Consider the following 20362-nt stretch of genomic DNA (forward strand, 5'->3'; position numbering starts at 1 on the left):
AATCAATTAGGTTAACTGTATAACATTGCTAAGAAAGCAATAGTCTTGTTTAGCGCCAAATGCTAAAATCCATTGTGCAACCATAATCCATAGGATTACACAAATCAGTACCACCACAGAGCGAAGAACTAAGCGTGGAAGGGCGAGCCGAAATAAGGTTTTATTTAGAAGTGAAATGTCTAATTTTTTTGAAGCTGATGGTGTCATAAGATAATGCCAGTAAGTATACGTCAAGGAATTACAGCCACTGTTAGTCAGCAACAGACACTGACCGTTCAACAGCAACAGTCTCTTAAGTTATTGCAATATTCAGGGGTTGAATTAGAAGCAGAATTAAATAAAATGCTGCTTGATAATCCCATGCTAGAACTTGATTTGAATAATGGATTTGATGAAACCAATCAAGGACAGGGAGAATCGGATTCTTTGCTCGAATATGCCAATACAGAGGCTGAAGATTTTTCAATGTATCAATCGACCTTTGATGAGGACGATTATACCCCTGAAATTATAGCAACTATTAGTTTACAAGATTATTTACTTGAACAGTTAAGCACGAGCGACGTGGATGATTTTCAAAAAAGTTTGGTTAGTTATCTAATCGGTGACTTGGATGATAACGGTTATTTAAGTAGTGATTTAGCAGAATTGACAACATTAGTATCAGAGGAGTTGGATAAGGATGTTTCATTGACAGAGCTCCAATATGCTTTAAGGATATTGCAAAGTTTTGAACCGTCTGGGATAGGGGCTCGTAATTTAGCGGAATGTTTGCTATTGCAGCTGGATGATGACATCTTGACACTTTCTTTGGATATTGATGAGGGGATTATTGAAAAAGCGAGACAGATATGTAAACGAGGTTTTGCAGGTCTAGAGGCCTTAGCTAAAGCGGATGTCCAACAATTGTTAACGTGGTTAGAAACTGATATAGAAAGTATAAGGCAAGTCCATCATCTGATTCAGCAGTTGAATCCAAAACCGGGACGCTTATATAGCAGTAAAGAAGCTGATTTTGCTATTCCTGACTTATTATGTCGCTATGTAGAGGGTAAGTGGGAACTTGTTTTAAATCCTCAGGTATTACCTAAATTACGTATTCAACCAGACTATGAACGTGTCATTAAGGTTATGGATAAAAAGCGTTTAGCTGAGAATGCTGCTATGAATGAACAGCTAAAACAAGCAAGGCTCTTTATGTTACAGCTGAATCAGCGGTTTGCAACGATTTTGATGGTTGGACAAGCTATTTTGCAGGAGCAATACGCTTTTTTTGAGCATGGTTTATCCGCCTTGAAACCATTGACTTTAAAGGTGATTGCTGATCAGTTATCGTTACATGAATCAACTATTTCTCGAGCAGTAAATCAGAAATTTATTGCTACTCCTCATGGTATTTTTGAGTTAAAACGATTTTTTACAAATGCGATTGCTACTCAAGAGGGAGAAGATGCATCAGCTGCCTCTGTACAGTTAAAAATTAAGCAACTTATTGAGCAAGAAAATAAAGCTAAGCCGCTATCGGATAGCAAGCTTGTTAATTTGCTGGAAAAACAAGGAATTGTTATTGCCAGACGAACAGTGGCCAAATATCGTGAGGGGATGAATATACCTGCTACATCTATACGTAAAGCGCAAGCATTATTGAGCGGTAGTGAATAAACTCAAACAATCTAGAAGGAACGTTTGTCATTAACATGTTGTCATTTTGCAGCAAAACAACAGACATTAAGGAGTTAATTGCAAACTGTATCATAAAACGAAATGAGAATGATTTTTGCTTGACTTTATCATTGAGCGGACTATAATCAACATTATGTCTTTTCAGAATATAATGAGGCAAACAAAATGTATGTCTGTGTATGCAATGCGATTAGTGAAAAAACAGTCAAAGAGGCTGTGGCTAATGGTGCCCGTACATTAGCTGATTTGCAAGCCCAGCTTGGTGTTGCTACCTGTTGTGGGTGCTGTGCGAGTTGTGCGGAGTCGTATTTACAAACGCCAACGGATTCATCTGCATTAGAAGTTAAAGACGTTACGGCTAAGTGGAAAGAGGTCGCTTAATTAAAATAGTGATTATAATCTATACGATAACTATTCTGTTTTAGGTTAAATTGTTTATTAAAGCCATTCTTAAGTTAATTTTAAATGCTTGAGAGTGGCTTTTTTGCGTGTTAGAATAGAGTAAACCACTCTTCAAGGAGCCTGTTATGAAAGCACCCAAAGAAGTTAATAAATTCTTAAATAAAATTTTAAAAACTGAATTAACTGCCATTAACCAATATTTCTTGCATGCAAGAATGTTAAAAAACTGGGGTGTGGAAAATTTAGGTAAGGCTGAATATAAAAAGTCAATCGAAGAAATGAAGCATGCAGATGAGATTATTGAGCGTGTTTTCTTATTAGAGGGATTACCAAACTTGCAAGATTTAGGCAAAATTCGTATTGGTGAAGATGTTGAGGATATTATTGCCTGTGATTTAGCCTTAGAAAAGGATTTCCATGCTGATCTTAAAGAGGCAATTCAGCATATGGAAGTAGTTAAGGATTATGTGACAAGAGAGTTATTAACCGATATACTCGATGATAATGAAGAGCAAATTGATTGGTTAGAAACTCAACAAGAATTAATCAAAGTAGTAGGCTTGCAAAATTACATTCAATCACAATCTCAGGGTGAATAGTTTTTATCCTGACTCCTAAAACGTATTTTTTGTTAAGTTACCCCCATGGGTGGCTTGAACAACCCCCATAAGTTCAAGTTCACCTATGGGGATAATTTTTACTAAAGAGTTATTTTTTTAATGGTGCTATAGAGAGGGCTAATTAGCGTGCAGGGCAATCACTAATCTTGCCCCAAGCGTTATTGGCGCCACAGTATTTCGCACGAACCGTACTAATACAAGAGGGTCTTTCAGAAAAGCCTAACTGACGACAAGTCGCCATTTCTTTGCGAAACGCTCCTTCCCATGCAAATCCAGCATTATTATTACTAGTATTATTATTACTAATTGGGCGAGTAGTAATATTTTGACTAACAGCACCCGCATTAATAACATTTTCTGTGCTTTTGAGCGGTGCACTATTTGAGAGACTAGAGCCAGAAGATGTTACTGTTTTACCATTCATTAGGTTAGATGATTTTACCTGCCAATCAACGGTGGGTAAGCTTTCTGCTACGCCCATTTTTCCGCTCATAAGTGGTTGTGGCGGTTGATTTAGAATAGGAATTCCATTGGCATCAACTTTTGGTGTAGGGTCGTTCTCATCAATATTAGGTAAATTAGCTTGCTTAGGGGCGTGATCAATTAACCAGTCGCCTGCATATAGACCACCAACGGTTGCTATACCAGCGAGCACTAATAAAGTAAAAAATAATAAACGCCAACTCATAGTAAGAAACCTTTAAAAGAATTAGTTATTGTCATGAAAGACTTGACCACCATGCTCGCGCATTGCATGGAATTTGATATCTGGATTTAATTCCTCGGCGACACGTAATTGTGCCATAGAGCTAATTAAAAACGCTGGTGCATCAACTACATCATAGGCAATATGCTGTGCATTACTCGTCATAAATTTGCGTAATGCCGCTGGGTTATCGCTTGTAAACCATCTTGCCATTGTATAACGAGATGGCATTAAACGTGCATCAACACCGTATTCTGTTTTTAAACGATGAACCACTACTTCAAATTGTAATTGACCAATGGCACCTAGTAATAAAGCGCCACCAGCAGCCTCTGGTCTAAAGACTTGAATAGCGCCTTCTTCTCCTAATTGTGTCAAGCCAGTGCGTAATTGTTTAGAACGCAGAGGATCTTTTACCTCTACAGCTTGGAATAATTCTGGTGCAAAGAAAGGTAGACCGGTAAAGTGTAATGTTTCACCTTCTGTCAGAACATCTCCAAGATGTAAAACACCATGGTTAGGAATACCAATGACATCGCCAGCATAAGCCTCATCAAGTAATTCTCGTCTCTGAGAGAGAAATGACACGACATTATTTGGACGAATCTCTTTATTGGTACGGCTAACTTTTAAACGCATCCCTCGCTCAAAACGCCCAGAGCTTACACGAACAAAGGCGACGCGATCTCGATGAGCGGGATCCATATTGGCTTGAACTTTGAACACAACACCAGTAAATTTTGGTTCGTCAGGTGATACGACACGCTCAAGAGCTTGTCTAGCGCCAGGCTTTGGTGCCCACTCGACAAGCGTATCAAGTACTTCTTGTACGCCAAAATTATTGACTGCGGAGCCAAAGAAAATAGGTGTTTGTTTACCTTCTAAAAAGGCTTGATGAGAAAAGTCTGGTGTTGCTTCTTTGATTAACTCAATTTCCTCAAGGGCTTTTTCATAATAAGCACCAAATTTTTCCTTAATTAAAGGATTATAAAGTCCCTCAATATAATCAGTTTTTTCATTCTAGTCTTTCTTGACCCGCTTTAAAGAGACGCATACGATCGTTGCGTAAGTCAAAAACACCCCCAAAGTGTTTCCCCATCCCAATAGGCCATGAAAAAGGAATCGCATCCATGCCAAGGTGTGATTCAATTTCATTTAATAAGTCTAAGGGTTCTTTAACCTCACGGTCAAGTTTGTTTACGAAGGTAATAATTGGTGTATTACGAGCTCGACAAACTTGTAGCAATCGAATTGTTTGTGGCTCAATACCATTAGCTGCATCAATCACCATAATAGCAGCATCTACAGCTGTTAATACACGATAGGTATCTTCAGAGAAGTCTTGGTGTCCTGGCGTGTCTAATAAGTTGATCACACAGTTTTTGTATTCCATTTGCATCACAGAAGATGCAACCGAAATACCTCTTTGTTTTTCAATTTCCATCCAGTCTGAGGCTGCATGACGACTTGCCTTACGGGCTTTAACACTTCCCGCAATTTGAATGGCTCCTGAAAATAATAGAAGCTTTTCGGTTAAGGTTGTTTTACCGGCGTCAGGGTGAGAAATAATCGCAAACGTTCGACGGCGGGCGACTTCTTGAGCAATGGATAAAGAGGACATCTCTAAATAATAATTTAGTCAACAAAGAGCTTATTTTAATCTGATTTAATGGATAAAACTTACTCTTATTGGCTTAAGTTGAAATGATTTTGCAATGTTTACAGTTATTGGCAATTTGGAGGAGCGATTATTTACGCAGTAATGCCATAAATATTGCCGCCATAATAAATAGAAAACCAAATACTTTATTGAGTCTTGCCGCATGGTGTGGTCGGTGCATAAATTTCATAATTTTTGCCGCTAAACCCGTATAACCAGCCATGATAGTCATATCAGCAATTACTAATGTTGCACAAATAATGATGTATTGTGGAATTACGGGAGCATTGACATTAAGAAACTGTGGAGTAATGGCAATCAGAAACACCGCGCCTTTAGGATTGGTTAAATTAACCAACATACCTTGATAGATTAGTTTTGTAGTAGAAAAGGTTTCTTCTGTAGTAGAAGATGCATCATCAATTCGGATAATGGCGACAGGTGAACGGATTTGTTTATAACCTAAGTAGAGTAAATACAACACACCAACCCATTTAACAATTTCGAAGGCGATGGGGGAGGTTGCAAGAATAGCGCCAACACCAATAATACTAATGAGGTATTGAGTAGCATAGCCAATGGCCAAGCCAACGGCATTCCAATAACCACGAGGGAAGCCATAACGTAATCCAGACGCCATAGATGAAACTGCGCCAGGGCCGGGTGATAGTGAAATAGCAAAGCATAGCAAAACAAAGATTAATCCAGACAGCCCAGGTCATAGTATGTAGTAGGAAATGCAAAAATTGTTAAAATAACAACGGGAAATTATTATATCTCTTATATAATAAGAGCGTCATTAATTTTCTTGTTATAAGGTTATCTCTTTTAATGAAAAAAATTCGTGCTTTTCTAGTTCTAATGGTTGCTACGCTGTTAGCGGGTTGTGGCTATAACGATATTCAAAAGCTTGATGAAAATGTTAAAGCAGCTTGGTCTGAAACACTTAACCAATATCAACGACGTGCAGACTTAGTCCCTCAAATCGTATCAAGCGTGAATGCTTACATGGTACATGAGCGTGAAGTTCTTACTCAAGTAACAGAGGCTCGCTCAAAAGTGGGCTCTATCCAAGTATCTGCCGATAAATTGCCTACTGAGTCAGAATTGGCTCAGTTCCAAGCAGCACAAGGTCAATTAACGTCTGCTTTATCTCGTTTAATTGCTGTAGCTGAGAACTATCCACAATTAAAGGCTGATACAGTATTTCGTGATTTAAATGTACAGCTAGAGGGGACTGAAAACCGTATTGCAACTGCGCGTGGACGTTATATTAAAGAGGTTCAATCTTATAACACGTTTATTCGTCAATTCCCTCAGTTAATCACAGCTAAAATTTTTGGTTATAGCGTAAAACCTAACTTTGGCGTAGATAACCAAGCTGAGATTATGAAAGTGCCTACTGTAAAATTTGATACACCAGCAAAAGCACAATAATGGCGATTTTTCGTTATTTCTTACAGCTTCTCCTTGTATTGCTAGTCAGTACAGGGGGAGTTTTGGCGCAAAATGAGCTGCTATCCCAGCATCAACAAATTATGCAATAGATCAAACAAATACGTTTAGTGCAACAGAATTAGCTTCATTAAATGCCAAGCTAAAAGCGTTTGATGAAGAGACTGGTTCACAAATTTTTGTTTTGATGATTCCTACTGTGCAACCAGAGACAATCGAAACCTATGCAGTACGTGTGTTTGAACAGTGGAAAGTAGGTCGCAAAGGGATTGATGACGGTGTTTTGTATGTCATTGCTAAAAACGACCGTCGACAACGGCTAGAGGTTGGATATGGTCTAGAGGGTGCTATTCCTGATATTCTCGCTTCACGCATCTTAAATGACACAGTAGCACCGTATTTCAAACAAAATCAATACGTCACAGGGATAGATAAGGGTGTGACGCAATTGATGTTATTGATAAAGAATGAAAATCTACCTAGCAAAACTAGTGGGGTAGAGGCAGACACTTTTGAAGAAAGTGATTTACTATCGATGCTTATCATTTTGGGTTATAGCATGTTTAATCGCTGTATTTGTGCATCCAGTCTTTGGTGCAGTTGTTTCAGCTCAATTAGTACTGGGTTTTGTTGACTCTGTTGGATTGGCTATTGGGTTAGCTATTGCTGTATTTGTGATTTCTAGCTTTTTAAGACTATTCTTTAAAAATAATATAAGTACAGCACGCAATCAATCTGCACGCCAAACACGTACACGTTCAAGAAATGATACGTGGGGAGGCTTTGGCGGCGGTGGTTTTGGTGGTGGAGGCTTCGGCGGAGGCGGTTTTGGTGGCGGCTTCGGCGGAGGTGGCGGCGGATCAAGTGGCGGTGGAGGTGCCTCAGGTGGCTGGTAATTTATTAACAAAAATAGGCTTAGGCCATTGGCACGGTAGTTATTTACATCGTAAGTATTTCACCACAGAAGTAGTGAATTCCTTGACTAAACGTATTGAAGCCAGTGAAGATCGTCACGCAGGTGAGCTTGTATTAGCTATTGAAACGCATGCGCCAGTAGCAGGCTTAGTCAGTTCTGAACGGGCATTAGAAATTTTTGGACGCCTGAAAGTATGGGATACTCCCTTTAGAACGGGAGTATTGTTATACATTAACTTATCCTTACATACCATTGAAATTATTGCTGATAATGGTGTGGTAGTTGATGATGCTGAGTGGCAAAAGGTATGTGCTAAGTTATCACAGTCTTTTAGTCAGAAACAGTTTGAACAAGGACTGTTAGCGGCTATTGATGAGATAGAGAGTCTATTAGCGATAAGCTGTGGAGATTTACCTATAAATGCCCAAAATGCGTTACCCAATGAGCCTGTGATATTCTAGTGACTTGTTTTTGGTTTGTATGAGAGTATTGTACGACCATAGCAAGTCACATCAAGGTAACAAATAAAAGACACTTATCGTTTCAATAAATATTGTGCTAAACCATGAATGGCTACATCACGAGCTGATTCCCTTTCATAGTTTTCCCCCATGGTTGACCATTCAGGGTTATAACGGGCTTGACGGATTTGCTCGGGTAAATCACCTTCTTGTAGTTGTTTAACTGATGATTCATTCAATGTAATAATATCTTGAGCAGCATGCCCTCGGTGCTCCAGAGCATCAATAAGTTGCAGACCTCTAATTGCTAACAATCGAATAACAGCATCATCAACACTGAGTTCGTGATAGCCTTGAATGCGTCCCATGATTCGTTTGCCTAGCTTGTCAGCACCTTGCCATACACTGCCAACAATGCCTCCCAGAAGAGCGGCTGTACCCAAACTTAGACCAGCAGTTAGAACATCAATAGCGGCACCAGCCATTGCTCCTGCTGCAAAGCCTTTGCTTAAATGAATACCCATATCAGCCATAGCATCAGGACTAAATAAATCCATCCCCCAACGCTCCCCTTCGATAGGTAGAGATTGGTTAGGATAGTCTTGCACCGAAAAGCGATAATGAGTGAGTAGATTACTGATAAATTTGTTTTCACGCTGTCGAATTTTATCTTGAATAGCTGCCCATTGTGTACTGACACTATGCTCATCCGTTTGACTAGTGACTTTTAATGAGGCCACATCAATTAATAATTCCGCTAGCATATTAAAGGCAACTGTTCTTCTAAGGGAGCGTTGCTGCTTAATGTCTTCAGCCAGCCCTATTAAAGCAGCAGAATGTTTATCTAAAACTAAAGCAAGTTTTTGATAAAGTTGTTCTTTTCCGTCAATAGCAGGAGCAACTGTATCAAATTCAATACTCATATGTAGGCCTAGACGAGCAAGAGTAGTACGCCATTCTTCTAAATAATTATTTTCACTATGGATAAAATTCAAAATGGCGATTAATGGTTTCCCACATCGAGCAAGAATGGCTAATTCATCCTTATGTTTTGCTAATACTGGATCACGAATATCGACTACATAAAGACCAGCATCACAGTCTAAGAGTTTGCGTAAAACACGAGCCTCTTGCTCAAAGCGTTTTGTGCTTTCTGGTGAGTCTAAGAACTGTGTAATGCTCTCAGGTCCATCTACACGAGATCCATAATGTTGTGCTAATTGATCTAAGTAATCATGTAGCCCAATACCATCTTCAAGTCCTGGCGTATCATATAATTCGATTAGTCCTTGCCCATGAACTTGGATGCGAGCGCCTTCAACATGACGTGTAGTACCAGCTGCATTTTTAACCTCACCAAAAGACCTATCTTCTAACAAAGTACGTAATAAAGAGGTTTTACCAGTATTAGTATGTCCAACAATAGCGAGCCTTAATAATTGGTTCATAGCTTACTCCGATATCCAATGAGAGATTTGGCTTGGTTTATTAAAAATATTGTTTATGTTTAAACCAATTGCAGTAAGCGTCTGTTGCCATAAAGCCATACGCTCATGATCGTCATTTTGCTCAATTAAATAAATTGAGGTACGTTCTGCATATCCAGCTACATCTTTAATAAAATAGGCAATACCTCTATCGGGCGTTTGACGACCATCGCAAACAAGTAATAATTCCTTGACAGGATGGTTAATTAGTTTGAGCATTAATTGATGACGTTGTTCACGAGATTCAATTTTACCAACGTCTGTGACAGATGGGTGTAAGATAAATGGAGGCCAAACTTGTTTGCTTGGTATCTCTAGACCTACAATTAAACGCTCAGTGGTCCAGTTAGTTGGTGTGGTTTTATCTATATTCGGTAGCTCATAATTTGGAGCTGAGGCGTCAATATCAATCTTTTCAGCACGCTGTTCAAGGCGTTTTATTAATGTAGAGTAACTTGGTAACGTAATATCAATAGTCGTTCTTTTTATGGTTAAACGAGCTTTGATAAACGAAAAAATAAAGCTGATTAAACGAGTTAGGATTCCCCATACGACTAACTGTCCTAATAGCCATATTGACCATGCTTTTTGCGCATCTATTTGAGAAGCAATATGATTACCACTGGCATGAATAATTTGTACATCTGGAATAGGGAAACCCAATAGTGAAGGAATAAAGCCAATTATTTGTGTAAAACCCACAAAGCCATTGCTTGATAAAATGGTGGTTTCCCAACCAAAAGTATAGCTTTTGGTGGATAGCAACAACAGCATTGTAATTAGGCAGGAAGTCAAACTAATTAGCCAAAAACCATGGCTAATACTACTTAAAATCCAGCGTAGACTTCCTTGTTGATTACTTGTATGAATAAACGATTGCATGGCAAGGGTTGCATCGGGACTACGAGCTAGTTTTTTGCTTAACCATAACCATACACGCCCTAGTAACGTTTGTGTATCCCAAGTCGCAAATAAGGTAAAGAGCCAAAAAATAAAGGTAATAGCATGCAAACCTAATAAAGCGACCAATGCCATAATAACGTTAATATGACTAGTGCTTAATGCACTATAAGCCATGCCTATACCAGATAGTATGGCGAGAAAAATAAATAGGATAAGTGCAAATTTTGACGCACTTATCCATTGATTTACTGTTTCTAATAAACCATCTCGGCGACTTAATAAAAGGGCACGTTGGATAACTTTATCAGCAAGAGAAATTGGTTGGGCACGAAGCTGTAAAACAACGGCATTATCTTCTATAGGTCCCCAGTGTTCCTCGCGCTGTCGTACAGCTTCTGTAACCCATATTTCTTTAAAATTAATTGTTGGCATGAATAAAGTGATAGAAAAACGGTTTACTTAATATCAATGATATTGTCGTTTAAATCATTGATTGGTTGCTTTTTAGAGAACCATTTTGCCATTTTTTCTTTCGCTTGTGCTTTAACTTCAGGGGTAATGTAATAAGAGACTGTTGCTAAAGCGGCTGCAATAACACTTAAATCATCCGTAAAACCGACACCCGGCAAGAGGTCAGGTATGGCATCAACAGGCAGTACTAGATAGGCTAGTGCGCCATAAATCACTTTTCTAGCCCATTTGGGAGTAGAGGGGTTCTTTAAACCATAGTAGAGGTATAGGGCTTTTTCAAGTAGTGGTTCTCCCAGACGTTTAGCGAGTTTACTTAATTGTCCCATTAGATTTTGGGTTTCTTTGACCGATGGATCCTTGTGATTCATTAGGAAAACCTCCAAGAAATAAAAAGCGTGCCATAAAGGCACGCTGTCAGAGGGAGAAAGTAAGCGTGCCTTACTTCTTACTTACGAGACCAAAAATAAATAGTAGGATTAATGCACCTACAACAGAAGCAATCCAACCTGCTTGGCTACCTGCTGGATACATACCAATAGCTTGACCTAAATAAGAGCCTACAAAAGAGCCTGCTACACCTAATAATGTTGTCATGATGAAGCCCATAGATTGAGTTCCCGGCATAATGGCACGTGCGATAAGACCAACGATAAAACCAATAATGATAGCACTAATAATAGACATAACAATCCTCGAACTAAAAAAATGAAAAATAGTTTATTGAAAACTACATAACTATCATTATAAGGATGAATTATGTCGTTTCAATGATTAAATGTTAATTTTTATGAGGATTGAGGGATAATTTAAAAAATTTAACGATTTTTAACCAGAAAACATTAATAATCAATGCCAACATTACTGTAATGACCCCGAACCACTGTATGACAGAAAGCTTTTCGTGGAATGCAATAGCATTAGAAATAATACCAACAATAGGAACCAGTAGTGTTAGTGGTGCAATCAAGTTAACAGGACGAGTGGCTAACAAACGTCCCCACAGGACATAACCCACGAGATTTGACATATAGGCGGAATAAGCAGCGGCTATATAAGCATTGATTGATGCATTGCTTAGACTAGAGGCAATCCGTTCCGGACCTTCAAAGATGTAGGAAGCTAGCATGAACATCGGTGTGGAAATCAGTCCACCCCAGACAACCAAACTGACCATATTTACTTCTCGCATCAATTTGATGGTGATATTACCACATGCCCAAGAAATTGCAGCGCCTACAACACAAATAAGTCCTAGAAAGGGAATGACTGTTTCAGTATTAGCGCCTTGAATCAATAGTGTTATGCCTAGGAATGCAATAAAAATGGCGATTAAGCTGCCCAAGGGAATTTTTTCTTTAAAATAAAGTGCTGCAAAAATGATGGTAAAGAAAGCTTGCATTTGCATTAATAAAGAGGTGAGTCCTCCTGATAGTCCAAAGGCTAAAGAACTTAGCATAAAGGCAAATTGCAAAAAGTTGATGGTAGTCCCATAGGCGATGATTAATTTCCACGGTGCTTTAGGAGGTTTTAAAAAAAATATGGCTGGAAAGGCAACCATGAATACACGAATACCTCCAAACAATAAAGGGGGGAGTTCTGCCAAACCAATTTTGCTAATTAAAAAATTAAGTCCCCATACAATAATGGTCAATAAAGCGGCTAGCCAGTCTCTTAAAGGCATGATGAAGCACCTAGAAAATTGTTAAGTCTTATTAAAATAGATAGACAATTTCAAATAATACACTAATATGACAGGTCGTTGTTTTATGATGAAAAAAGTGTGAAATCAACGTAAAAATTGCTTTACTTGTAGACTGTCACAATCATGAAATATCTGCTCGTTAAGCTACTCGCATCTTGATATAATTTTCGGAATTCTGTATTGGAGAATAGCATGTTTAATAAATTGCTGACTGCCTTAGGTTTGGCGGTATTGTCAGTAGGTGCACAGGCCCAACAACTTACCCTATATACGTCTCAACCTGTTGCTGATGCACAAATGACAGTAGAGGCTTTTGAAAAAGCTAATCCTGGTGTTAAGGTTGAGTGGGTGCGCGATGGTACAACAAAATTAATGACAAAGTTTCGTGCTGAAGTGGATGCTGGAGTGATCAAGCCAGACCTACTATTGATTGCGGACAGTGTTACCCTAGAGCAATTAAAGAAAGAAAATTTACTTGAAGCTTATGACTCAGCAGAAAAAAGTCATTACGATGCTTCTTTATACGATAATCAAGGTTTTTATTATGGTACTAAGCTGATTACAACAGGGATTGCGTATCATAAAGAGGCTAAAGATAAACCAACATCTTGGAATGATTTGTTAAAGCCTGAATATAAAGATTTGGCAGCAATGCCTAGCCCTCTTTATTCTGGTGCAGCATTAATTCATTTATCTGCACTAACGACCAACCCTGAGTTTGGTTGGAAATATTACGAGGGTCTTAAAGCTAATGGCATGAGCCCACAAAAAGGTAATGGTAGTGTATTGACAGCGATTACGTCGGGTGCAAAACCTTATGGCGTATTGGTGGATTATTTAGCAATTCGTGAAAAAGCTAAAGGAGCACCTGTTGAGTTTGTGTTCCCTACTGAAGGTGTCAGTATGGTGACTGAACCAATCGCTATTTTAAAATCTTCTAAAAACAAAGAATTAAGCTAAAAAATTCGTGGACTTTGTATTGTCTGAGGAAGGTCAAAAATTGGTATTAAGCCAAGGTTATCTACCGGCTCGTAATGGTATGCCTTCACCAGAAGGATTCCCTGATCGTAAAGAAATTAAATTATTACCATTTGATGCAAGCAAAGCCTTAGAAAACACTGAAAATGATAAGGCAGGTTTTAGTAAACTATTTGAATAGTTTAAGGTTGTTGATGAAGTGATTTAGTAAAGATATTGTCAGCAATTGTATGACTTTAACAAGCAAAAATAAACTTCCTAGCCCCCTATTATGGGGGTTAGTTTTGTTGATAACGATAATTAGTGTTTTACCGACCGTACGACTAGTGATGCAGGCATTGTCCGATATTAGTTGGCATCACCCCTCTAGTTTATCCAAAGTTATTTCTCAAAAAAATACTTGGTTAGCCTTTAATCACAGTATTTATACCTCTTTCATGGCGATGTGGGTATCGTTATTTCTTGGTGGGGCACTCGCTTTTTTCGTTGTTTTAAGTGATATTAGATGGAAGTCATTATGGGTATTTTTATTTATGTTACCTATGATGATTCCTCCACAAGTCACAGCGCTAAGTTGGTTGCAGCTAATGGGTCCAAGTAGCGTTTTATTAAAAACGTTAGGTATGGCACCAGCCTTAGGTAGTAAACAGCCGTTATATTCTGCTTGGGGTATTATTCTATTGATGGGAATTCAGCATACTTCATTGGTCTTTCTAATATTAAGGAGCAATTTACTCTATATTCCTAAGGAATTGATTGAGGCGGCTCGTTTAAATGGAGCTAGCCAGCAACGTGTTTTTATAGATATTATTTTTCCTTTATGTCGTAATGGGTTAGTGGCTGGAGCGGCCGTTGCTTTTATTTCTGGACTAGGAAATTTTGGGATCCCTGCTATGTTGGGAATTCCTGTCTCTTACTATGTACTTCCTACCTTGATTTATCAAAAAATGGCTGATTTTGGTCCCACGATGATTAGTGAATTATCAAGTTTATCGTTGATTATTGCTGTTCTAGCAGTTGTCGCCGTTTGGGTACAGCATCATTTTCAAAATAAGATGACCTTAATGAGCGCACAAGGAAAACCTTTTAAATTTGAATTAAATCAATGGCGTCTTGTTGTAGAAATAAGCTTGGCAGTGGTTTTGTTAGTCTATTTTAGTTATTCCCTTGCTCGCTTTATTGAGTAGCTCTTTTGTCGCTGCGCAAGGTATACCATTGAGTTGGGAGACTTTTAGTTGGCAAGGGTATATTAATATTTTTAAACCACAAAGTAGTGTTTGGCGAGCATTTACTAATAGTTTTTTCTTATCCTTAATGGCAGCAGTTATTATTGTTTTGATTAGTATCCCATTAGCCTATTGGGGGCAACGAGATTCATCAAGTAAGCTTTATTATGTAAGTAAAGTAATGATGGACATTCCCTATGCTTTACCCGGGGTGGTATTATCAATAGCGTGTATTCTTATCTTTGTGAAGCCTTTGCCGATAGTGAATGTAAGTCTTTATGGTACGTTATGGATTATTTTGTTTGCTTATTTGGCAAGATTTTTAACTGTAGGATTTAAACCCATCCAAAGTAGTATGTTGCAAATGGACGTAGCTTTAGAAGAGGCGGCTCAGCTGTGTGGAGCAAACTTTACCCAGCGATTAAGGGATATTCTTATTCCTTTACTTGCGCCTTCGGTATTTGCAGGAATTATTTTGGTATTCTTGATTGCCTTTAATGAATTAACTGTTTCAGCATTATTGTGGAGCGCTGGGAAAGAAACAGTAGGAGTGATTATTTTTAATATGGACGAAAGTGGCGATGCTATTATGGCTTCTGCTGTATCTGTGGTAGTCGTGCTATTGGTAATCGTATTGATGCTGATATTGAGTTTGTTAGGAAAACGTTTACCTAAAGGAGTAATTCCATGGCAAAGCTAGTCTTAGAAAATGTCTCTAAAGTATTTGCAGATCAAAAGGTAGTGGATTCGGTATCATTAACAGTTGAGTCAGGAACATTTTTGGCCTTGCTAGGCCCATCTGGTTGTGGGAAAACGACTGTTTTACGTATGATTGCTGGTTTTGAGCCTGTCTCGGAAGGACGTATTTTATTAGACGATAAAGAAATCTCTACCTCTCATACCAATATACCTCCAGAACAACGAGAAATGAGTATGGTATTTCAGTCATATGCATTATGGCCACATATGAATGTAATGGATAATGTAGGTTATGCCTTAAAGATTAAAGGGGTTAAAGGCGAGGCTTATTTAGCGGAAGTGAATGACGCTTTAATAGCTGTCAATATGGCACATTTAGCCAAAAGAATGCCTAATGAATTAAGTGGAGGGCAACGTCAGCGGGTAGCATTAGCAAGATGTTTGGTTTCTCATCCTAAAATTGTCCTATTAGATGAGCCTCTAGCGAATTTAGACCAATATTTACGAGCGTCTATGGAAGACACATTTCGCGAATTCCAAGCCAAAACTAATGCTACTTTTATTTATGTCACGCATGATCAAGCAGAAGCTATGGCACTAGCCGATAAAATTGCGGTGATGAAGCAAGGTGTTATTGAACAATTCGATTCTCCCCAAAGCCTTTATCAAACACCATGCTCTGAGTGGGTGGCACGCTTTATTGGACAGGGATCTATTTTGAAAAGTAGTGCGAGATCACCGGAGAAGGGTAAACAACTGTCTAAACAAACAATTGAAACATTATTAGCCCCGGGAACTTTCTCTGCTAACCAACTACAGACTTTTTTGGTTCGTCCTCAGCATATTCATTTAGCGCAAGAGGGTCAGGGGTTACAGGCGTTAATTTTTAATCGCGTCTTTAAAGGGGAACGTTATGCTTACAAAGCACGCCTGCACAATGATCAAGAGATATTGTTTTTTTCAGAATCTTATTTGCCATTAAATAAAACCATATACTTAACCATTGAACAAGGATATTTATTAGGGGACTAAGGAATTAAACTGATTAAAAAACCTAACCAAAAAGGAGCAATCACACTAAGGGCAACGCCAACATAAATTGCTTGGGCGATATATTGGTTACCTGCAGTTTTTTTGATGATAGGTAAGGTTGTATCCATTGCTGTTGCGCCAGCAACGGCTATAGCGGAATCTGGATATCTAGCACCAATAAAAAATAGAGCAACAATTGATAGTAATTCTCTGAATAGGTCTGTTAGTGAGGCAGTGGCACCGTAGAACTCACCTAAATGAGCAGTAACTAGAACGGCAGAAAGAGAAAACCAACCATGACCACCAGATAAGACCAAACCATATCGATAATCTATACCCATTAGCCATGAAAGAAACACGCTGCCAATAGTTGATGCAATGAGAATCCAAACTGGCATGAATACAATGCGTCGATTAATGCTTTTTAGGCTTACAGGTGCATTAATCAAATCAACCCCAATAATAAATAACAAAATATAAAGAAAAACCTCACTTGATGGCATAAAATCCGTACGCAAGCTGAAATGCAGTAAGCTTTGAGCAAATAATCCACCTAGAATAATAGAAAGAAATGCCAGGGCACATTCTTTTAGCACATGAGCAATGCCTAAGTCATGTGCTGATTTGTGAGCTGTTAAGCGAGTTTTTCGACCATAAAGTAGATAAAGAATGAGTGCGACAAAAATGCTCAAGCCTATGGAATAGACAGAGGCAAGTGTTAGTATGTCCGTGACGTGAGTAATGTTTTCTAGTGCTAGACCAAATTTATAACCAATGGCAAAGAGTAGGATCCAAATAAAAGGAGTAATGCTTCTAGCAATACGCTGAGTGATTGTTGCCGGCAAAAAGTGTCCTGCCATCATCCCAACCACAATCGCTAGACAGATGGGTAAAAGTGAAGTTAATGTATCCATTGTTTTTATTAGGTAGGCGTATTTTGGATTTTAGAGAGTAAACGTTGTTTATGTTCAGGCCATTCTTTACGTGCCATACTAAATATCACTGAATCACGAACGGTACCATTTCTTCTGAGTTTATCACCGCGAATTACCCCATCTCTTTTAGCTCCAATGCGCTCAATGGCTGCCAATGAGGGCTCATTCAGGTTGTCTGCACGCCAACCAACCATATTAGCTTTTAAACTTTCGAAAGCATAAAAAAGCATGAGGTATTTACATGCCGTATTGACAAAGGTACGTTGATGGGATTGAGCATACCATGTATAGCCAATCTCTAAACGAGCGCATTCTGGGATGATGTTGTAGTAGCGAGTAGTACCGATGATGGCTTTGGTTTTTGCATGTGTGACGGTGAAAATGAGACATTCACCCTTTGCTTGTTGCTCGAGAGCATTTGTCACATAGAGTTCCATTTCGTCAGGTGTAGGGACTGAAGAATACACGGGAGTCCATAGTTCTCCATCACTAGCCGCCAGAGCTAAACTGGGTACATGACCTAAAGTAGTAGGTAGTAAGACTAGACCATTTCCTTCTAATTGGACAGGATGAAGGGGCATAAAAAATGGTTCGACTGTTGTCATGATAATAACTTATACTAAAAAAATATCTCAATTATAGTTTATGCTAATTGCTCTTTTGAGCATTCGCTATATAATTCAGTGTATTTTATTAATTTTGATTACTTTAAACGGAGGAGACAATCCATGCGATCTCTACTTTTAGCTTTAAGTTTAGCCATTGGTGTTGTTGGTACGACAAGCGCGCAAAATTTAACTGAAATTAAATTTGGTACAGAATCTGCTTATGCCCCTTTTGAATATCGTAACGAAAAAGGTGAATTAGTTGGTTTCGATATTGATGTAGGTAATGCGATTTGTGAGAAATTAAATGCCAAATGTGTATGGGTAGAGCAACCATTTGACTCATTAATTGCAGGCTTGCAAGCTCGAAAATTCGATATTATTCATGCTAGCTTGACACACAATGAAGCACGTGAGAAGGTAATTCTGTTCACAGATAATGTTTATGCTATTCCTACACAATTATTGGCTAAGAAGGGTAGTGGTATTTTACCAACAGTTGATTCTTTAAAAGGCAAAAAAGTAGGTGCTTTACAAGGAAGTGCACAAGAGGCTTATGCTAAAAAAGTTTGGGGTAAGGCTGGAATCAAGGTGGTTTCTTATCTAGAGCAAGATCAAACATTTGTGGATTTGAACGCAGGTCGTATTGATGTGGCTATTTTAGAAAAACCAAATGGCGTAGCTGGCTTCTTAAGTAAACCTGAAGGTAAAGACTGGGAATTTGTCGGTGAACCTTTAGTTGATCCATTATTAGCAAATGAAATCGGAATGGGTCTTCGTAAACAAGATACGAAACTAAAAGAGGCTGTAGACGGTGCTATTAAGGCAATTCGTGAAGATGGCACATTAGCAAAAATTGCTAGCAAATACTTCCAAGAAGGTGAGTTGAATTTGCTTGATAAAAAATAATTTTTTTGTTAAGAGTGAGTGCATTTACGCTCCATACGTAAGTGTACTCATTATTTTTTATACCCTTAATGTTGTAAAAAAGGGGACTTTATGTTCTTAGATGGTTACGGCGAGCAAGTGTTAATGGGAACGTGGGAGACCATTAAACTAGCTTTGTGTTCATTGTTGGTTGCTTTTATTCTTGGCCTATTAGGTGCATTGGGTAAATTATTTGGTAACCGTTTTTTCTACTTATGGGCTCAAGCTTATACGACTTTAATTCGTAGTATTCCAGACCTAGTCTTGATGTTATTGATTTTTTTTGGCATTCAACAATTGCTAAATAGCATTACGGACTGTCTTGGTTTGGCACAGTTTGATTTAGATCCGTTTATTACTGGTGTATTAACGATTGGTTTTATTTATGGTGCTTATTTTGCTGAAACTTTCCGTGGTGCGTTTTTGGCGGTACCAAAAGGTCAGTTAGAAGCTGGTAAGGCTTACGGATTTACGCCAAAGCGTATATTTAGTCGCATTTTGTTTCCACAAATGATGCGATATGCATTGCCTGGTATCGGTAATAATTGGTTAGTGGTTCTAAAGGCGACGGCTCTTGTCTCTATTATTGGCTTAAGTGATTTGGTTCAAATTACGCAATCAGCAGGTAGGGCATCAGGCAGAATGTTCTTTTTTATCTTAATCGCAGGGATGGTTTATTTAGCCCTCACAACCATATCGAATGTGATTTTATGGTGGTTGGAGAAGAAATACTCAGTAGGTGTACGTGAGGCTAATATATGATTGAAGCGTTTGATAATTTTCTCAGCATTCTGAATGAATATTGGAAACCGTTTATTTTTTGGGATGGCACAGAGTTTTCTGGTCTAGCAGTGACTCTTTGGATTTTAGTGCTATCGTTATTAATAGGATTTATTCTTGCCCTACCACTAGCTATTGCACGAGTATCTAAGAATCGCTGGATTAGTGGTCCAGTATGGTTATTTACTTATATATTTCGTGGCACGCCACTATATGTACAACTTTTGCTTATTTATAGTGGTCTAATAAGTCTAGATTTTATTAAAAATAATGATACGCTAAATTCTTTCTTTATGAGTGGGTATAATTGCGTTGTGCTTGCACTAATGCTGAATACTTTGGCTTATACAATTGAGATTTTTGCAGGTTTTATTAAATCAATGCCACATGGTGAAGTAGAGGCAGCGTATGCGTATGGAATGTCAAAGGCTAAAATATATCGACGGATTATTTTGCCATCAGCTTTGCGCCGTTCTTTACCAGCTTATAGTAATGAAGTCATTTTAATGTTGCATTCGACTTCATTGGCATTTACCGCAACGGTACCAGATATTTTAAAAGTGGCGCGTGATGCCAATTCAGCAACATATTTAACATTTGCTTCATATGGGACAGCGGCGTTAATTTATATGGTGGTATCGTTTAGTATTGTGGCGTTGTTCCGTATGGTTGAGCGCCGTGCATTAGCGTTCTTGGCTTACGAAAAGAAATAGG

At 38.5% G+C, this 20362-nt stretch carries 24 protein-coding genes and 1 pseudogene; 15 read left to right on the top strand and 10 right to left on the bottom strand.

Annotation, left to right across the window (positions count from 1 at the left end; translation table 11 throughout):
* The first annotated feature begins 213 nt into the window (after positions 1-213).
* The 3 genes from rpoN (at position 214) to bfr (ending at position 2684) form a co-directional block, all read left to right on the top strand.
* Positions 214-1662 carry an RNA polymerase factor sigma-54 gene (gene rpoN / locus V757_RS21940; RefSeq protein WP_023951171.1) on the top strand — a complete coding sequence of 483 codons (1449 nt, stop codon included), beginning with the start codon at positions 214-216 and terminating at the stop codon, positions 1660-1662.
* 186 nt (positions 1663-1848) lie between these two features.
* Entirely contained in the window at positions 1849-2064 is a 216-nt protein-coding gene (locus V757_RS21945; RefSeq protein WP_023951173.1) for a (2Fe-2S)-binding protein, read from the top strand.
* Positions 2065-2210: 146 nt separating this feature from the next.
* Entirely contained in the window at positions 2211-2684 is a 474-nt protein-coding gene (gene bfr / locus V757_RS21950) for a bacterioferritin (RefSeq protein ID WP_023951175.1), read from the top strand.
* Positions 2685-2826: 142 nt separating this feature from the next.
* Here the strand turns inward: bfr and V757_RS21955 are convergent, their stop codons facing one another.
* From V757_RS21955 to V757_RS21965, 3 genes and pseudogenes are all read right to left on the bottom strand, one after another.
* Complete coding sequence (locus V757_RS21955; protein ID WP_023951177.1) at positions 2827-3393, bottom strand: hypothetical protein; 567 nt, start codon at positions 3391-3393, stop codon at positions 2827-2829.
* 21 nt (positions 3394-3414) lie between these two features.
* Positions 3415-5032 (bottom strand): annotated as a pseudogene (locus tag V757_RS21960) (peptide chain release factor 3).
* 127 nt (positions 5033-5159) lie between these two features.
* On the bottom strand, positions 5160-5711 hold the full coding sequence (locus V757_RS21965) for a LysE family translocator (RefSeq protein ID WP_081710676.1): 552 nt from the start codon (positions 5709-5711) through the stop codon (positions 5160-5162).
* A gap of 191 nt (positions 5712-5902) precedes the next feature.
* Between V757_RS21965 and V757_RS21970 the strand changes: the two genes are divergently transcribed.
* From V757_RS21970 to V757_RS21980, 4 genes are all read left to right on the top strand, one after another.
* Entirely contained in the window at positions 5903-6508 is a 606-nt protein-coding gene (locus V757_RS21970; protein WP_023951181.1) for a LemA family protein, read from the top strand.
* A 106-nt stretch (positions 6509-6614) separates the two neighbouring features.
* On the top strand, positions 6615-7160 hold the full coding sequence (locus V757_RS27580; protein ID WP_245587005.1) for a TPM domain-containing protein: 546 nt from the start codon (positions 6615-6617) through the stop codon (positions 7158-7160).
* The gene (locus V757_RS28725) at positions 7105-7422 is read left to right on the top strand and encodes a hypothetical protein (protein ID WP_147628862.1); all 318 of its coding nucleotides are present in this window, start codon (positions 7105-7107) and stop codon (positions 7420-7422) included. The genes V757_RS27580 and V757_RS28725 overlap by 56 nt, the downstream gene beginning before the upstream one ends.
* The gene (locus V757_RS21980) at positions 7358-7903 is read left to right on the top strand and encodes a TPM domain-containing protein (RefSeq protein ID WP_162146573.1); all 546 of its coding nucleotides are present in this window, start codon (positions 7358-7360) and stop codon (positions 7901-7903) included. The genes V757_RS28725 and V757_RS21980 overlap by 65 nt, the downstream gene beginning before the upstream one ends.
* Positions 7904-7977: 74 nt before the next feature.
* On the opposite strand, the gene V757_RS21985 is transcribed toward V757_RS21980, so the two are convergent.
* The 5 genes from V757_RS21985 to V757_RS22005 form a co-directional block, all read right to left on the bottom strand.
* Entirely contained in the window at positions 7978-9351 is a 1374-nt protein-coding gene (locus V757_RS21985; protein WP_023951185.1) for a DUF3482 domain-containing protein, read from the bottom strand.
* Positions 9352-9354: 3 nt separating this feature from the next.
* Entirely contained in the window at positions 9355-10725 is a 1371-nt protein-coding gene (locus V757_RS21990) for a DUF2868 domain-containing protein (RefSeq protein ID WP_023951187.1), read from the bottom strand.
* A gap of 23 nt (positions 10726-10748) precedes the next feature.
* Positions 10749-11090 carry a YkvA family protein gene (locus V757_RS21995; protein ID WP_245587006.1) on the bottom strand — a complete coding sequence of 114 codons (342 nt, stop codon included), beginning with the start codon at positions 11088-11090 and terminating at the stop codon, positions 10749-10751.
* Positions 11091-11202: 112 nt separating this feature from the next.
* On the bottom strand, positions 11203-11448 hold the full coding sequence (locus tag V757_RS22000) for a GlsB/YeaQ/YmgE family stress response membrane protein (RefSeq protein ID WP_023951191.1): 246 nt from the start codon (positions 11446-11448) through the stop codon (positions 11203-11205).
* Between the two features lie 94 nt (positions 11449-11542).
* Entirely contained in the window at positions 11543-12445 is a 903-nt protein-coding gene (locus V757_RS22005; protein ID WP_023951193.1) for an EamA family transporter, read from the bottom strand.
* Positions 12446-12658: 213 nt separating this feature from the next.
* On the opposite strand from V757_RS22005, the gene V757_RS22010 reads away from it, so the two are divergent.
* From V757_RS22010 to V757_RS22020, 5 genes are all read left to right on the top strand, one after another.
* Positions 12659-13426, top strand: a complete 768-nt coding sequence (locus V757_RS22010) for an ABC transporter substrate-binding protein (protein WP_245586996.1) — start codon at positions 12659-12661, stop codon at positions 13424-13426.
* A gap of 19 nt (positions 13427-13445) precedes the next feature.
* Complete coding sequence (locus V757_RS29290; RefSeq protein WP_245586997.1) at positions 13446-13625, top strand: hypothetical protein; 180 nt, start codon at positions 13446-13448, stop codon at positions 13623-13625.
* A gap of 103 nt (positions 13626-13728) precedes the next feature.
* Entirely contained in the window at positions 13729-14631 is a 903-nt protein-coding gene (locus tag V757_RS29295) for an ABC transporter permease (RefSeq protein WP_245586998.1), read from the top strand.
* Positions 14632-14659: 28 nt separating this feature from the next.
* Positions 14660-15370 carry an ABC transporter permease gene (locus V757_RS29300; protein ID WP_245586999.1) on the top strand — a complete coding sequence of 237 codons (711 nt, stop codon included), beginning with the start codon at positions 14660-14662 and terminating at the stop codon, positions 15368-15370.
* Positions 15358-16401 carry an ABC transporter ATP-binding protein gene (locus V757_RS22020; protein ID WP_023951195.1) on the top strand — a complete coding sequence of 348 codons (1044 nt, stop codon included), beginning with the start codon at positions 15358-15360 and terminating at the stop codon, positions 16399-16401. Before V757_RS29300 ends, V757_RS22020 begins: the two co-directional genes overlap by 13 nt.
* Here the strand turns inward: V757_RS22020 and V757_RS22025 are convergent.
* Positions 16398-17315 carry a LysO family transporter gene (locus V757_RS22025; RefSeq protein WP_023951197.1) on the bottom strand — a complete coding sequence of 306 codons (918 nt, stop codon included), beginning with the start codon at positions 17313-17315 and terminating at the stop codon, positions 16398-16400. The genes V757_RS22020 and V757_RS22025 overlap by 4 nt on opposite strands.
* Before the next feature lie 8 nt (positions 17316-17323).
* On the bottom strand, positions 17324-17941 hold the full coding sequence (locus V757_RS22030; RefSeq protein ID WP_023951199.1) for a GNAT family N-acetyltransferase: 618 nt from the start codon (positions 17939-17941) through the stop codon (positions 17324-17326).
* Between the two features lie 123 nt (positions 17942-18064).
* Between V757_RS22030 and V757_RS22035 the strand changes: the two genes are divergently transcribed.
* The 3 genes from V757_RS22035 to V757_RS22045 all read left to right on the top strand — a co-directional run bounded on the left by V757_RS22035 (position 18065) and on the right by V757_RS22045 (position 20361).
* Positions 18065-18850, top strand: a complete 786-nt coding sequence (locus tag V757_RS22035) for a transporter substrate-binding domain-containing protein (RefSeq protein WP_023951201.1) — start codon at positions 18065-18067, stop codon at positions 18848-18850.
* Positions 18851-18940: 90 nt separating this feature from the next.
* Entirely contained in the window at positions 18941-19630 is a 690-nt protein-coding gene (locus tag V757_RS22040; RefSeq protein ID WP_023951203.1) for an ABC transporter permease, read from the top strand.
* Positions 19627-20361, top strand: coding sequence for an ABC transporter permease (locus V757_RS22045; protein WP_023951205.1), 735 nt, complete (start codon positions 19627-19629; stop codon positions 20359-20361). Before V757_RS22040 ends, V757_RS22045 begins: the two co-directional genes overlap by 4 nt.
* Position 20362: the final 1 nt, after the last annotated feature.

This window comes from Pelistega indica (genome assembly GCF_000506865.1).
In the GTDB taxonomy this organism is placed as follows: Bacteria; Pseudomonadota; Gammaproteobacteria; order Burkholderiales; family Burkholderiaceae_B; genus Taylorella; species Taylorella indica.

What these genes read in the sequence shown, in the direction of transcription:
- rpoN (WP_023951171.1), top strand. Translation starts at nt 214, where the DNA reads ATGCCAGTAAGTATACGTCAAGGAATTACAGCCACTGTTAGTCAGCAA.
- V757_RS21945 (WP_023951173.1), top strand. Translation starts at nt 1,849, where the DNA reads ATGTATGTCTGTGTATGCAATGCGATTAGTGAAAAAACAGTCAAAGAG.
- bfr (WP_023951175.1), top strand. Translation starts at nt 2,211, where the DNA reads ATGAAAGCACCCAAAGAAGTTAATAAATTCTTAAATAAAATTTTAAAA.
- V757_RS21955 (WP_023951177.1), bottom strand. Translation starts at nt 3,393, where the DNA reads ATGAGTTGGCGTTTATTATTTTTTACTTTATTAGTGCTCGCTGGTATA.
- V757_RS21965 (WP_081710676.1), bottom strand. Translation starts at nt 5,711, where the DNA reads ATGGCGTCTGGATTACGTTATGGCTTCCCTCGTGGTTATTGGAATGCC.
- V757_RS21970 (WP_023951181.1), top strand. Translation starts at nt 5,903, where the DNA reads ATGAAAAAAATTCGTGCTTTTCTAGTTCTAATGGTTGCTACGCTGTTA.
- V757_RS21985 (WP_023951185.1), bottom strand. Translation starts at nt 9,351, where the DNA reads ATGAACCAATTATTAAGGCTCGCTATTGTTGGACATACTAATACTGGT.
- V757_RS21990 (WP_023951187.1), bottom strand. Translation starts at nt 10,725, where the DNA reads ATGCCAACAATTAATTTTAAAGAAATATGGGTTACAGAAGCTGTACGA.
- V757_RS21995 (WP_245587006.1), bottom strand. Translation starts at nt 11,090, where the DNA reads ATGGGACAATTAAGTAAACTCGCTAAACGTCTGGGAGAACCACTACTT.
- V757_RS22000 (WP_023951191.1), bottom strand. Translation starts at nt 11,448, where the DNA reads ATGTCTATTATTAGTGCTATCATTATTGGTTTTATCGTTGGTCTTATC.
- V757_RS22005 (WP_023951193.1), bottom strand. Translation starts at nt 12,445, where the DNA reads ATGCCTTTAAGAGACTGGCTAGCCGCTTTATTGACCATTATTGTATGG.
- V757_RS22010 (WP_245586996.1), top strand. Translation starts at nt 12,659, where the DNA reads ATGTTTAATAAATTGCTGACTGCCTTAGGTTTGGCGGTATTGTCAGTA.
- V757_RS22020 (WP_023951195.1), top strand. Translation starts at nt 15,358, where the DNA reads ATGGCAAAGCTAGTCTTAGAAAATGTCTCTAAAGTATTTGCAGATCAA.
- V757_RS22025 (WP_023951197.1), bottom strand. Translation starts at nt 17,315, where the DNA reads ATGGATACATTAACTTCACTTTTACCCATCTGTCTAGCGATTGTGGTT.
- V757_RS22030 (WP_023951199.1), bottom strand. Translation starts at nt 17,941, where the DNA reads ATGACAACAGTCGAACCATTTTTTATGCCCCTTCATCCTGTCCAATTA.
- V757_RS22035 (WP_023951201.1), top strand. Translation starts at nt 18,065, where the DNA reads ATGCGATCTCTACTTTTAGCTTTAAGTTTAGCCATTGGTGTTGTTGGT.
- V757_RS22040 (WP_023951203.1), top strand. Translation starts at nt 18,941, where the DNA reads ATGTTCTTAGATGGTTACGGCGAGCAAGTGTTAATGGGAACGTGGGAG.
- V757_RS22045 (WP_023951205.1), top strand. Translation starts at nt 19,627, where the DNA reads ATGATTGAAGCGTTTGATAATTTTCTCAGCATTCTGAATGAATATTGG.